Genomic DNA, 13,899 nt, shown 5'->3' with positions numbered 1-13,899 from the left:
CGGCCTCAGATGAAGTAGGCCGCCGCCACCAGTCCCAGCACCACCACCGCCAGCAGCCCCAGCGTGACGAGGCCGAGCCGCTTCTCGATGAACTCGCGCGCCGACGGGCCGAAATAGTGCAGCAGCGCCGCCAGCAGGAAGAAGCGGGCGCCGCGGGTGATGACCGACAGCACGATGAACCAGAACAGGCTGTAGTTCGCAAAGCCCGAGGTGATGGTCACCAGCTTGAACGGGATCGGCGTGAGCCCCTTCAACAGGATCACCCAGTGCCCGTAATGGGCATAGGCGGCGCGGAACTGGTCGACCTTCTGGCCATAGCCGTAGAGGTCGATGAGGAACTTGCCCACGCTGTCATAGAGCAGCGCGCCGATGGCGTAGCCGACGAGGCCGCCCAGCACCGAGGCGATGGTGGCGATGAGGGCGTAGCGCCAGGCCTTGTCCGGCCGCGCCAGCGTCATGGGCACCTGCAGCACGTCCGGCGGGACCGGAAACACCGAGCTTTCCGCAAAGGCGACGAGGGCGAGGGCCCAGGGTGCCGACGGCTTCGACGAATACGCGATGATCCAGTCGTAGAGCTTGCGGAGCATGGGCGCCTTGCTGCGTCGCGAAAGGGTGCCCTCGCTTAGAGCCTCGAACGATCCGAGTAAAGCGCCGCGCGGACCTGCCGGCGCGGCCTTTCGCCAGCCCGCGGCGCGGCCTCCCGCCGGCCGGCGGGGCAGGGGCCTTACCCGGCTGCTCACCCGCGTAAACCGCTGCTTTACCACCCCGGTTCACGCAGGGGCGCTGTGACTCGCAGGACACAGACACGTGACGCGGCGCGGTGTAAACCCGGTTTCGCTGCGGTCGAGTCGCGGGGGCGATACCCCGGTCGCAGTGCCGGCGGGGCAGGCCACGCCCCGGACGATTTCCGGGGAACACCCCGGTGCCGTTCAGTCTTTATGAACCGGTGCTGACACACTCATTCAGCTCCGGTGCCGCACGGGAAGCGTATTCGTGCTGCACCGCCGCAAGAGTGTCGTCGGCAACGGAAGCCGCGACGCAAGTTCCGAGGATCGAGGATGACCAAGCGAATCGCCGTGTTTGCCGCTCTCGTGCTGGGCTATGTGCTGACAGGCATGGCGCTGAACGCCAGCCAGCCGGCAGACGCCGCTTCCCCCGTCTCTCCTGCCGCCGCGCAGACCGAGAGCAACTGAACGCATCCCGATCAAGGCGCCCGTCGGGGGCGCCTCCCGCCCAGGGTTCGGTTTGAACGTGGGCGGGTGCAAGGTCGATGGCGGCGCGGTTTTCCTGAAGCGACACAGAGAAACGACACAGGCATGAAAAAGGCCGGGCAAGCGCCCGGCCTTTTCATTTTCCATCACCCTGGTGCCGCGTCCGATGACCAAGCGGGCCCGGCCATCGGGGGAGGGGCTCAGTGCACGGCGGCCTTCTTCTGCGGCTCGAGATCGGCGGCGGTCAGCGGCGGGTTGGCGAGGATGCCGCCGAGGCCGGCCATGGCGGCGCGCTGGCGCACCAGGGCGAGCACCACGTCGAGGGTGGGGGTGGGCATGTCCAGCATCTGGCCCATTTCCTGGACGACGCTGACCAAAGGATCGATCTCCATGGGGCGGTCGCGCTCCAGATCCTGCAGCATGGAGGTCTTGTGCGCGCCCACGGCACCGGCGCCGTTGATGCGGCGTTCCACGTCCACGCGGAAGTTCACGCCGATGCGCTCGGCGATGGCCTTCGCCTCCAGCATCATGGCCTTGGCCACGGCGCGGGTGCCGGGATCGGCGGCGATCAGGTCGAGGGTGGCGTGGGTGAGGGCGCTGATGGGGTTGAAGCAGAGGTTGCCCCACAGCTTCAGCCACAGCTCGTCGCGGATGTTGGTCATCACCGGCGCGCGCAGGCCGCCCTTCTCCATCATCTGGCTGAGGGCGGTGACGCGGGGCGTGATCTCGCCCGACGGCTCGCCGAGGGGGAACTTGTCGCCATAGATGTGCTGGATGACGCCCGGGGCCACAACTTCGGTCGCGGGATAGACGATGCAGCCGATGGCGCGCTCGGGGCGCAGCACTTCCCACTGCTTCGCGCCGGGATCGATGGTGGCGAGGGTGCGGTTCTCCAGCTGGCCGCCATTCTTGTAGAAATACCAGTAGGGCACGCCGTTCACGGCGGTGACGACGGAGGTGTCGTTGCCGAGGAGGGGGCGCATCTGCTCCACCACGCCGGGCACCGAATGGCCCTTGAGGGCGATGATGACGTAATCCTGCGGGCCGAGTTCGCGCGGGTCGTCGGTGGCGCGCACCTTGGCGACGCGCTCCTCGCCGTTGATCAGCAGCTTCACGCCATTGGTCTGCATGGCCTCCAGGTGGCCACCGCGGGCCACAAGGCTGACCTCGGCGCCGGCCTGGGCGAGCTGGACGCCCAGATAGCCGCCGATGGCTCCGGCACCGTAAATGCATACCTTCATGGCTGATCCTCCCTGCAGTGCGCGATCTATGTCGTATTATGTATACCAGATTAGCGGGCAGCCCCGCCGTTCGGCAAGTGACCGACACCATACTTATGGAAATTAATTCCGCAACGTGGAAAATTTGACGCAGGGGCAGCGCGCGGGGTGGACGGGGGCGAGGGGAACGATAGTTTGGTGGGCAACGAAGTGGGAGGAGAAAGCGGCATGCCGGACACCGAGGTTGCACCGCGGCGCAGGGGACGGCCGGCATCCGGCACGTCGTCGGAGGGCGGGGCCGAGGTCCAGTCGCTGGACCGCGCCATCGCCCTGCTGCGCGTGGTCGCCGACCAGGACGGCATGGCGCTGGCCGAAATCGCCCGGCGCGCCGAGCTGCCCGTCTCCACGGTGCACCGCCTGCTGACGACGCTGGAGAAGCGCCAGCTGGTGAATCACGACCTCTCCACCGGGCTATGGACGGTGGGGCTCGGCCTGTTCCGCATCGGCTCGGCCTATCTGCGCATCCGCAAGCTGCCGGACATCGGCCGCCCGGTGATTCGCCGTCTCCTCCACGAGACCGACGAGACCGTGAACCTCGCCATGTTCGATGCCATGGAACTGGTGGTGGTGGCGCAGGCGGAGGCCCATGCCCCCGTGCGCGCCTTCTTCCGCCTGGGCGCGCGGCTGCCGCTGCATGCCACTGCCGCCGGCAAGGCGGTGCTCGCCGCCGCAAGCCCCTCCTTCCGCGGCGCCTGTCTCGCCCAGATCCGCTACGAGCCTTTCACCACCGCCACCCGCCGCGAGGAGCGGGCGCTGATGGACGACGTGGCCGAAATCCTGGAGCGCGGCTTCGCCGTGGACCGGGAGGAGCACGCCCCGGGCATGCGCGCTGTCGCGGCCGCCATCCTCAATGAGTGGCGCGATCCGATCGGTGCGGTTTCGGTGTCCGGCCCGGCCGTGCGCATGAGCGAGGATCGCATCCAGCGCCTCGGCCGGCGCGTGGTGGCGGCGGCGGAGCAGATGACGCGCCTGTATTCAGGTGCCGATGAAAACCTGCCGCAGGACTACGCCGCCTTCCGTTGAGGCGGCCTTCCGCAACTGGAATACAGTATTCCAAAGTTGTGGCATACAACGTACCTAATTCCGAATTGAAAATTCCAATTGACACCCCTCCCTTGGTCTATACTCTTGCCAAGCCGCCGTAACGGCAACGGTGGGAACGCCAACTCAATTGCCGGCATAAATCGCGTATTGGTGAAAATGCGCGAAGTCAAAACAGGCTGAAGTCCCGTTTTCGTCTGCTCCATAGAGGCTAAGCCCAGGGGTTCGACGAACATTGATGTTATCGGGAACTTGCCCGGCGCAGCAGGCGCCGGTTGAAACAAGCTCTGGAATTGCGATCCGCACCAAAAAGAACGCGGACGTGGGGAGGAAAATCAGATGCATTCGGCAATCGCCAAGATCGTCAGGAGAGGTGTGGCTGCAATCGCGGTCACGGCGGCGCTCGCGCCGGCCATGGCCCATGCGGCCTGGGAGCCGACCAAGACCGTGGAGTTCATCGTTCCCGCCGGCACCGGCGGCGGCGCTGACCAGATGGCGCGGATGATCCAGGGCATCGTCCAGAAGAACAATTTGATGAGCCAGCCGCTCGTCGTCATCAACAAGTCCGGCGGTGCCGGCGCTGAGGGCTTCCTCGACGTGAAGGGGTCCAACCGGAACCCCCACAAGATCATCATTTCCCTCTCGAATCTCTTCACCACCCCGCTCGCCACCGGCGTGCCCTTCTCCTGGAAGGACATGACCCCGGTCTCCATGCTCGCGCTCGACGAATTCGTCCTGTGGGTGAACGCCAAGGCGCCCTATGACGACGTGAAGGGCTTCCTCGCCGCGCTCAAGGCCGCCTCGGGCGACCAGATCTTCAAGATGGGCGGCACCGGCTCCAAGCAGGAAGACCAGATCATCACCGCCGCCATCGAGCAGAAGACCGGCGCCAAGTTCATCTACGTGCCCTACAAGGGCGGCGGCGACGTCGCGGCCCAGCTGGTGGGCGGCCATGTGACCGCCTCGGTCAACAACCCCATCGAGGCCGTGTCCCAGTGGCGCGCGGGCGAGCTGAAGCCGCTCTGCGTGTTCGACTATCAGCGGCTGCCCTACAAGGAGCCCATCGCCAGCGGCAAGTCCTGGGCGGACATCCCGACCTGCAAGGAATCCGGCCTCGACATCGAATATCTGATGCTGCGCGGCATCCTCATGCCGCCGAATGCCACGAAGGATCAGGTCGATTACTTCGTCGAGCTGTTCAAGAAGGTCCGCGCCACCCCCGAGTGGCAGGAATTCATGCAGAAGGGGGCCTTCAACACCACGGCCCTCAGCGGTCCCGAATATGCCGCCTGGCTCACCAAGGCCGAGGCCACGCACAAGGACCTCATGGAGAAGGCGGGCTTCGTCGCCAAATAACTTGGCGAAGTGAGCGACGAGGTTCGCGGCGCCCGTGCCGCGGCGGCCGCTAGGCCGCCGGCATGGAAAGGGCAGGGGACGGCAGAGGCTTCGCCGCGCGACGGCGGGGCCGAGCCGGCCGCCGACCCCGTGCGCCGATCTGGGAAGCCCAACCGGGACGCCGCGCGGAACATGACCGCCGTGTGCCCCGGCCGTGACCGGCCCCGTATTGAAGCCCCGCAGGATGCCTGAGAAGGACGCCTGACTGGCGGGGCGCTTCAAGGATCTGATCCCATGAGCACCGAAAGCGGACATTCCGCCCCCACCGCGCACAATGAGAAGACCGTCACCAACCGCACCATGGACGCGGCGGTGGCCGTGCTGTTCATGGCCCTCGCGGCCGTCGTCATGTCCGACAGCTGGCGCGTTGGCGCGAGCTGGGCGTCGGACGGCCCGCAGGCCGGCTACTTCCCCTTCTATGTCGGCCTCATCATGTTCATCGCCTCCACCGTCACCCTGGTGACGGCGCTGGTGAGCCGCCATCCGGACCTTGGAAACTTCGTCGATCGCTCGCAGCTCGTCTCGGTGATGCAGGTGTTGATCCCGACGACAGTCTATGTGGGCCTGATCTTCCTCGTCGGAATCTATCTCGCTTCGGCGGTGTTCATCGCCTTCTTCATGTGGTGGCTCGGCAAATACCCGGTGGCGAAGATCATCCCCGTCGCCGTGGGCGTGCCGCTCGCCCTCTTCGTCATGTTCGAGATCTGGTTCCTCGTGCCGCTGCCCAAGGGCCCGCTCGAGACCGCGCTCGGCTACTGACCGCCGGCGCCCTGCGCCGCGGTCCCGCCAGCGCGCCCCGCCACCGGGGCCGCGGGAGGCGAAAGACGATCTCCGCCCGGCTCGACCCGGCGGACCAGGGGCGATGCGACGCCCACCCATCGATTCGAGACCATCGACGCACAACAGGCAACGCGCCCGACCCCGCGCGAGCCGCCACAGAAGCGGCCGGGGGGCGCAACGGAGGACCCCGTGGAAGCGCTCACGTCACTCATCGGAGGGTTCGGTGTCCTCGCCGACCCCATGAACATCATCTACATGTTCGTCGGCATCGCGCTCGGCGTCCTCATCGGCGTGCTGCCGGGGCTGGGCGGGGCCAACGGCGTGGCCATCCTCCTGCCGCTCACCTTCTCCATGACGCCGGTGTCGGCGATCATCATGCTCTCCTCCATCTATTGGGGAGCCCTGTTCGGCGGCGCCATCACCTCCATCCTGTTCAACATTCCCGGCGAGCCCTGGAGCGTGGCGACAACCTTCGACGGGCACCCCATGGCCCAGAAGGGGAAGGCCGGCGAGGCGCTGACGGGGGCCTTCACCGGCTCCTTCATCGGCGCCTTCTTCGCCGTGCTGCTCATCACCTTCCTCGCCCCGGTCATCGCCAAGTTCGCGCTGCAGTTCGGCCCGGCGGAGTTCTTCGCGGTCTACCTCCTCACCTTCTGCGCCTTCGTCGGCATGGGACGCGAGCCGGCGGCCAAGGTGATCTCGGCCATGATGCTCGGCTTCGCCCTCGCGGCGGTGGGCATCGACACGGTGACGGGCCAGCTGCGCATGACCTTCGGCTCGGTGGAGCTGCTGCGCGGCTTCGACTTCCTGGTGGCGGTCATCGGCCTGTTCGGCGTCGGCGAAATCCTGCTGACCATGGAGGAAGGCCTCGCCTTCAAGGGCAAGAGCGCCGCCATCAACGCCAAGGTGGTGTGGGAGACCTGGAAGAAGCTGCCGAAATACTGGGTCGGCTGCCTGCGCTCGGCCATCGTCGGCTGCTGGATGGGCGTGACCCCCGGCGGCGCCACGCCCGCCTCCTTCATGAGCTACGGCCTCGCCAAGAAGTTCTCCAAGAATGGAAACAACTTCGGCAAGGGCGAGCTGGAGGGCGTGGTGATGCCGGAAGTGGCGGCCCACGCGGCCGGTACCTCGGCGCTGCTGCCCATGCTCACCCTCGGCATCCCCGGCTCGCCCACCGCGGCGGTGCTGCTCGGCGGCCTCCTCATCTGGGGTCTCCAGCCCGGCCCGCTGCTGTTCGTGGAGCAGAAGGACTTCGTGTGGGGCCTCATCGCCTCGATCTATCTCGGCAACATCGCCGGCCTGATCGTGGTGCTGACCACCGTTCCGATCTTCGCGGCCATCCTGCGCATCCCGTTCAGCGTGATCGCGCCGGTCATCCTCGTGATCTGCGCGGTGGGCGCCTACACGGTGCACAATGCCGGGCTCGACATCGCGGTCATGCTGGTCTTCGGCGTCATCGGCTACCTGTTCAAGAAGCTCCAGTATCCGCTGGCGCCGCTGGTGCTGGCCCTGGTGCTCGGCGACATGGCCGAATCGTCCTTCCGGCAGGCCATGCTGGTTTCGCAGGGCCACCTCTCCATCTTCTGGTCCAACCCGCTGGTGGGCTCCATCGTCACCCTGGCGCTGGTGATGCTGGTGTGGCCGCTGGTGTCGAAGGTGATGGCCCGGCTGAACGGGCACAAGGAGCCGGCGGCAGCCGAGTAAGGCTCAAGGCGACGGGCGGGAGCACATGCTTCCGCCCGTACCGTTTCACCCGTCCTGACCTTGGGTCGTGCTGCAGCGCGCAACCGATTTCCGGCAAGATGGGATTGATACGGAGTTCTGAACACCGTATACAGTATTTCACGGATGAGGAACGCCTCGACAGAAGGCGGCCGCTTCCAGGGAGAGGAAGTCCAGGTCGTGCAGACGCCCGTGCATCAGACGCCCGCGCTTGAGGTCGTTGATCCTCCGAAGCTCAAGGTAGAGCCTCTGGAGGCCGCGTCCAGCCTGCGCATGCTGGCCTACGAGGCCCTGAAGCGCGCCATCACGCAGATGGACATCTACGGCTCGACCACCGAATTCCGTCTCGACGAGCGCCAGCTCTCCGAGACGCTGGGCGTCTCGCGGACCCCGATCCGCGAGGCCATGACCGTTCTGGAGCAGGAGGGCTTCGTGCGCTCCGTTCCGCGCCGCGGCATCTTCGTGGTGCGCAAGACCAAGCGCGAGATCCTCGACCTCATCGTGGTCTGGGCGGCGCTCGAGGCGATGGCGGCGCGCCTGGCCGCGACCCACGCCTCCGACAGCGAGATTGCGGGCCTGCGCCGGCTGTTCCACGAGTTCGAGGCGCAGCCCCTCGCCAGCCACATGAACGAGTACTCGGAGGCGAACATCGCCTTCCATCAGGCCGTGATCCGCATGGGCGGGTGCCGGCTGATCGTGGACATGACGGAGAACCTGTTCCTGCACATGCGCGCCATCCGCGCAGTGTCGGTGCGGCAGGAGAACCGGCACGAAATCTCCATGCGGGAACACATGGCGATCATCGATGCGCTCGAGACCCGAGACCCAGATCTCGCCGAGCGCCTGGTGCGGGAACACACCATGGGCCTTGCGGCTCATGTGGAACGGCACGGCGTCTTCCCCGAATAGGCCGGTCACAGGCCACGGAACGACGCCCTAGGAGATCCTCATGGCTACGGCGGAAAAGTCCAAGATCGAAGACAACGTGGTGCACATCGACCCGGCCGCCGAGGCCGAGCGTGAGCTCACCGACGGCTTCCACCTCGTCATCGATGCCCTGAAGCTGAACGGCATCGAGACGATCTACGGCGTGCCCGGCATCCCGATCACCGATCTCGGCCGCATGTGCCAGGCCGAGGGCATCCGTGTCATTTCCTTCCGTCACGAGCAGAATGCCGGCAACGCGGCGGCGATTGCGGGCTTCCTCACCAAGAAGCCCGGCATCTGCCTCACCGTGTCGGCCCCCGGCTTCCTCAACGGCCTGACGGCGCTGGCTAACGCCACCACCAACTGCTTCCCGATGATCCTCATCTCGGGCTCCTCCGAGCGCGAGATCGTCGACCTGCAGCAGGGCGACTATGAGGAGATGGACCAGCTCGCCATCGCCAAGCCCCTCTGCAAGGCGGCCTTCCGCGTGCTGCACGCCGCCGACATCGGCATCGGCGTCGCCCGCGCCATCCGCGCGGCGGTGTCGGGCCGTCCGGGCGGCGTCTATCTCGACCTGCCGGCGAAGCTGTTCGGCCAGGTGATGGATGCCGAGGCGGGCGCCAAGTCCCTCGTCAAGGTGATCGATCCCGCCCCGGCGCAGATCCCGGCCCCGGCCGCGGTGGACCGCGCCATCGAGCTGCTCAAGGGCGCCGAGCGTCCCCTCGTCATCCTCGGCAAGGGCGCGGCCTACGCGCAGGCCGACGACGAGATCCGCGCCTTCATCGAGAAGAGCGGCATCCCCTTCCTGCCCATGTCCATGGCCAAGGGCCTGCTGCCGGACACCCATCCCCAGTCGGCGGGCGCCGCGCGCTCCACCGCGCTCAAGGATGCCGACGTGGTGCTCCTGGTGGGCGCGCGCCTCAACTGGCTGCTCTCCCACGGCAAGGGCAAGACCTGGGGCGACGCCCCGAAGAAGTTCATCCAGGTGGACATCGAGCCCAAGGAGATGGACTCCAACGTGGAGATCGCGGCCCCGCTCGTCGGTGACATCGGCTCGGTGATCGCGGCGCTGAACGCCCGCCTCGACGGCTCCTGGAAGACCCCCCCGGCCCAGTGGACCGAGGCCATCCGCACCAAGAAGGAAGCCAACATCGCCAAGATGGCGCCGAAGCTTCTGAAGAACTCCGTGCCCATGGACTTCCACTCGGCCCTCGGCGCGCTGAAGAACGTCATCAAGGAGCGTCCCGACGCGCTGCTGGTGAACGAGGGCGCCAACACCCTCGACCTCGCCCGCGGCATCATCGACATGTACGAGCCGCGCAAGCGCCTCGACGTGGGCACCTGGGGCGTGATGGGCATCGGCATGGGCTTCGCCATCGCGGCGGCGGTGGAGACCGGCAAGAAGGTTCTCGCGGTGGAAGGCGACAGCGCCTTCGGCTTCTCCGGCATGGAGGTGGAGACCATCTGCCGCTACAACCTGCCGGTCACCATCGTGATCTTCAACAACAACGGCATTTATCGCGGCACCGACACCGATCCCACCGGGCGTGATCCCGGCACCACGGTGTTCGTCCCCGGCTCGCGCTACGACAAGATGATGGAAGCCTTCGGCGGCGTGGGCGTGAACGTCACGTCCCCCGACGAGCTCTATCGCGCGGTCAGCGCCGCCATGGATAGCGGCAAGCCCACCCTCATCAATGCGGAAATCGATCCGGCAGCCGGCTCCGAGAGCGGCAATATCGGCTCGCTGAACCCGCAGAGCGTGGTCAAGAAGAAGAAGTGAGCGGCGCCCCGGAGCAAGTCATCCGGCGCCACTCATGATGCAAGGCTGGTCGGCGGGGCCTCAGGTCCCGCCACCCAACCCGACGATACCAAAACAATAAAAGTAAAACCGGGAACGAAAACAGAGCGGAATTGTGAGGATACGATGGGCAAGGCACTAGAGGGGGTCCGCATCCTGGACTTCACCCACGTTCAGTCCGGACCGAGCTGCACGCAGCTGCTCGCCTGGTTCGGCGCGGACGTCATCAAGGTGGAGCGTCCCGGCGAGGGCGACGTGACGCGCGGCCAGCTCCGCGACGTGGACGGCGCCGACAGCCTCTATTTCACCATGCTCAACTCGAACAAGAGATCGATCACCCTCGACACCAAGAATCCCGAGGGCAAGGCCGTCCTCGAGCAGCTGGTGCGCCAGTGCGACGTGCTGGTGGAAAATTTCGCCCCCGGCGCGCTCGACCGCATGGGCCTCACCTGGGAGCGCCTCTCCACCATCAATCCGCGCCTCATCCTCGCCTCCGTGAAGGGCTTCGGCCCCGGCCCGTTCGAGGATTGCAAGGTGTATGAGAACGTCGCCCAGTGCGCGGGCGGCGCCGCCTCCACCACCGGCTTCCGCGACAGCCTGCCCATGGTCAGCGCCGCGCAGATCGGCGATTCCGGCACCGGCCTCCATCTCGCCCTCGGCATCGTCACCGCGCTGTTCCAGCGCGAGCACACCGGCCGCGGCCAGCGCGTGATGTGCGCCATGCAGGACGCGGTGCTGAACCTCTGCCGCGTGAAGCTGCGCGACCAGCAGCGCCTCGCCAACGGCCCGCTCAAGGAATACAGCCAGTTCGGCGAGGGCGTGCCCTTCGGCGAGACCGTGCCCCGCGCCGGCAACGATTCCGGCGGCGGCCAGCCCGGGCGCATCCTGCGCTGCAAGGGCTGGGAGCACGATCCCAACGCCTACATCTACTTCATCACCCAGGCCCCGGTCTGGGAGAAGATCTGCGACGTCATCCACGAGCCCGAGTGGAAGACCGACCCGAACTACGCGACGCCGGCCGCGCGCCTGCCGCACCTCAACGAGATCTTCACGCGCATTGAAGCGTGGACCATGGCCCACACCAAGTTCGAGGCCATGGAGATCCTCAACAAGTACGACATCCCCTGCGGTCCGATCCTTTCCATGAAGGAGATCGCCGAGGACCAGTCGCTCTATGCCACCGGCACGCTGGTGGAGGTGGAGCACCCGATGCGCGGCACCTACCTGACCGTCGGCAACCCCATCAAGCTCTCGGACAACCAGGTCGAGGTGGAGCGCTCGCCGCTGCTCGGGGAGCACACCGAAGAGGTGCTCGCCGGCGTGCTCGGCCTTGCCCCCGACCGCATCGACGCCCTGCGCGCCTCCGGCGCCATCGGGACCCCCCGCCGCATGGCGGCGGAATAGACACCTCGGGGCGGCGGTCCTTCAAGGGGCCGCCCCATCGCCGGCGACGGCGGGAGGTGAAAGGTTCGAAAGGAAGACGTGATGAGTACGGCCCTCGATCTTGCTCAGCTGATGGATGCCGTGGCGGACGCCATCGTGGTCTGCGACAAGGCCGGCGACATCGCGCTCTGGAATTCGGCCGCCGAACGCATGTTCGGCTTCACGCCCGACGAAGCCATGGGGCAGTCGCTCGACATCATCATCCCGGAGCGGCAGCGCCAGCGGCACTGGGACGGCTACAACGAAACCATGCGCACCGGCGTCACCCGCTACGGGACGACGCTCTTGCGCGTGCCGGCCATCCACAAGGACGGCCATGCCTTGTCCATCGCCTTCACCGTCGCCCTCCTCACCTCCCCGGCGGGCGAGCCGACGCACATCGTCTCGGTCATCCGGGACGAGACGGCGCGATGGAAGGAGGAGCGCGACCTTCGCAAGCGCCTCGCGGACGCCGAGACGCAGATGAAGGCGGCATCCCAAGCATAACAGACCGGGCAAACCGGCGGGTGAAGCCGGCGGCGGCCCCGTGCCGTGACGCCGGAAGGTTTCGGGACTGCGGATGCCTCGCGTGACGCCGTCCCGCTGTCGAAGACCAGTTTTTGAAAAGGGAACGCAAATGACCAGCAAGCCGTTGGAAGGCATCAAGATCATCGACTTCACGCACGTTCAGGCCGGCCCCGCCTGCACGCAGCTCCTCGCCTGGTTCGGCGCGGACGTCATCAAGGTGGAGCGTCCCGGCTCGGGCGACGTGACCCGCAACCAGCTGCGCGACATCTCCAATGCCGACGCGCTGTACTTCACCATGCTGAACTCCAACAAGCGCTCCCTGACCCTGGACACCAAGACCCAGGAAGGCAAGGAAGTGCTGACGAAGCTCATCAAGGAGAGCGACGTCCTCGTGGAGAACTTCGCGCCCGGCGCGCTCGACCGCATGGGCTTCACCTGGGAGCACATCAACGAGCTCAACCCGGGCATGATCGTCGCCTCGGTGAAGGGCTTCTCCGACGGCCACCACTACGAAGACCTGAAGGTCTACGAGAACGTGGCGCAGTGCGCCGGCGGCGCGGCCTCCACCACCGGCTTCTGGGACGGCCCCCCCACCGTCTCTGCCGCCGCGCTCGGTGATTCCAACACCGGCATGCACCTCGCCATCGGCATCCTCACCGCGCTGCACGCCCGCAACAAGACCGGCAAGGGCCAGAAGGTCGCCGTGTCCATGCAGGATGCGGTCATCAACCTCTGCCGCGTGAAGCTGCGCGACCAGCAGCGTCTCGACCGCGTGGGCTACCTCGAGGAATACCCGCAGTACCCGCACGGCACGTTCTCGGACGTTGTTCCGCGCGGCGGCAATGCGGGCGGCGGCGGCCAGCCCGGCTGGGTGCTGAAGTGCAAGGGCTGGGAGACCGATCCCAACGCCTACATCTACTTCACCGTGCAGGAGCAGGCCTGGGGCAAGGTGGCGGAAGCCATCGGCAAGCCCGAGTGGATCAACGATCCGGCCTACAACACCGCCCGCGCCCGCCAGGACAAGATCTTCGACATCTTCGCGGTGATCGAGGCGTGGCTGGCCGACAAGACCAAGTTCGAGGCGGTCGACATCCTGCGCAAGTTCGACATCCCCTGCGCCCCGGTGCTCACCATGAAGGAGATCGCCGAGGACAAGTCCCTGCGCGAGAGCGGCACCATCGTGGAAGTCGATCACAAGCAGCGCGGCAAGTATCTGACCGTGGGCAGCCCGATCAAGTTCTCGGACATGTCCGTCGAGGTCACCGGCTCCCCGCTGCTCGGCGAGCACACCGACGAGGTGCTTGCGGAGCTCGGCTATTCGCCGGAGCAGATCAAGTCCATGCACGAAGGTCGCGTGGTCTGATTTGAGCCTTGCGGCGGGGCGATGCGTCCCGCCGCTTTCTCTTGCGTCATCGCCCGGCTTGTCCGGGCGATCCACCGTCCCGCTCATCGGGTGCCCGGTCTTGAAGCACCGGGATGCGGATAAGTGGATGCCCCGGACGAGCCGGGGCATGACGATCCGCCCGACACCGCGTACTCCTTCCGGCCTTGCCCGATGCGCTGAGCGCTCCGGCCGCCGGCTCCACGCCGCCCCTGAGGGGAGAGGCGATGTTTCGTCCGCAAGGGCGGTCCGCAAAATTCACCTCGCCGAGCGCGTCACGCCTCGCGCTTCCACTGGCGCCCCCACTGGCGTCGTGTCGCACTGGAGCGTGCGCGCGATTGGGTGCAGACTGCGACTTTCGTCGCAATGTGCAGCCAAAGCGCACCTTGAGCCGCGGCAAACGCGGCCCTC

12 protein-coding genes are annotated in these 13,899 nt (G+C 66.7%); 10 read left to right on the top strand and 2 right to left on the bottom strand.

Translation table 11 applies throughout. The annotated features are described in order from the left end of the window. Positions 1-5 precede the first annotated feature (5 nt). Positions 6-587 (bottom strand): YqaA family protein, encoded by a 582-nt coding sequence (locus tag FHT36_RS18305; RefSeq protein WP_024280347.1) that lies wholly within the window; start codon positions 585-587, stop codon positions 6-8. A 471-nt stretch (positions 588-1,058) separates the two neighbouring features. On the opposite strand from FHT36_RS18305, the gene FHT36_RS24760 reads away from it, so the two are divergent. Further along, on the top strand, positions 1,059-1,193 hold the full coding sequence (locus tag FHT36_RS24760) for a hypothetical protein (protein ID WP_256444917.1): 135 nt from the start codon (positions 1,059-1,061) through the stop codon (positions 1,191-1,193). A gap of 218 nt (positions 1,194-1,411) precedes the next feature. On the opposite strand, the gene FHT36_RS18300 is transcribed toward FHT36_RS24760, so the two are convergent. Further along, positions 1,412-2,452, bottom strand: coding sequence for a 2-dehydropantoate 2-reductase (locus tag FHT36_RS18300; protein WP_169123932.1), 1,041 nt, complete (start codon positions 2,450-2,452; stop codon positions 1,412-1,414). Positions 2,453-2,659: 207 nt separating this feature from the next. Here FHT36_RS18300 and FHT36_RS18295 point away from each other — a divergent pair, with 207 nt between their 5' ends. From FHT36_RS18295 to frc (FHT36_RS18255), 9 genes are all read left to right on the top strand, one after another. Next, positions 2,660-3,514, top strand: a complete 855-nt coding sequence (locus FHT36_RS18295) for an IclR family transcriptional regulator (RefSeq protein ID WP_169123931.1) — start codon at positions 2,660-2,662, stop codon at positions 3,512-3,514. 357 nt (positions 3,515-3,871) lie between these two features. Next, positions 3,872-4,888 carry a tripartite tricarboxylate transporter substrate binding protein gene (locus FHT36_RS18290; RefSeq protein ID WP_210257857.1) on the top strand — a complete coding sequence of 339 codons (1,017 nt, stop codon included), beginning with the start codon at positions 3,872-3,874 and terminating at the stop codon, positions 4,886-4,888. 273 nt (positions 4,889-5,161) lie between these two features. Next, a complete protein-coding gene (locus FHT36_RS18285) occupies positions 5,162-5,686 on the top strand; it encodes a tripartite tricarboxylate transporter TctB family protein (RefSeq protein ID WP_169123930.1) in 525 nt (174 codons plus the stop codon). Between the two features lie 261 nt (positions 5,687-5,947). Continuing rightward, the gene (locus FHT36_RS18280; RefSeq protein WP_210257869.1) at positions 5,948-7,411 is read left to right on the top strand and encodes a tripartite tricarboxylate transporter permease; all 1,464 of its coding nucleotides are present in this window, start codon (positions 5,948-5,950) and stop codon (positions 7,409-7,411) included. 291 nt (positions 7,412-7,702) lie between these two features. Further along, the gene (locus FHT36_RS18275; protein ID WP_051679355.1) at positions 7,703-8,338 is read left to right on the top strand and encodes a GntR family transcriptional regulator; all 636 of its coding nucleotides are present in this window, start codon (positions 7,703-7,705) and stop codon (positions 8,336-8,338) included. Positions 8,339-8,378: 40 nt separating this feature from the next. After that, positions 8,379-10,139 carry an oxalyl-CoA decarboxylase gene (oxc, locus tag FHT36_RS18270; RefSeq protein WP_169123928.1) on the top strand — a complete coding sequence of 587 codons (1,761 nt, stop codon included), beginning with the start codon at positions 8,379-8,381 and terminating at the stop codon, positions 10,137-10,139. 144 nt (positions 10,140-10,283) lie between these two features. Beyond that, complete coding sequence (gene frc, locus FHT36_RS18265) at positions 10,284-11,561, top strand: formyl-CoA transferase (protein ID WP_169123927.1); 1,278 nt, start codon at positions 10,284-10,286, stop codon at positions 11,559-11,561. A gap of 81 nt (positions 11,562-11,642) precedes the next feature. Beyond that, complete coding sequence (locus tag FHT36_RS18260) at positions 11,643-12,086, top strand: PAS domain S-box protein (RefSeq protein WP_169123926.1); 444 nt, start codon at positions 11,643-11,645, stop codon at positions 12,084-12,086. Between the two features lie 130 nt (positions 12,087-12,216). Beyond that, the gene (frc, locus tag FHT36_RS18255; protein ID WP_168459886.1) at positions 12,217-13,470 is read left to right on the top strand and encodes a formyl-CoA transferase; all 1,254 of its coding nucleotides are present in this window, start codon (positions 12,217-12,219) and stop codon (positions 13,468-13,470) included. Positions 13,471-13,899: the final 429 nt, after the last annotated feature.

The sequence above is a fragment of the Xanthobacter sp. SG618 genome, assembly GCF_012932745.1.
Classification (GTDB): domain Bacteria; phylum Pseudomonadota; class Alphaproteobacteria; order Rhizobiales; family Xanthobacteraceae; genus Xanthobacter; species Xanthobacter flavus.
Note: the sequence above shows the minus strand (reverse complement) of the source record. Positions and strands in the feature narration are given on the sequence as shown.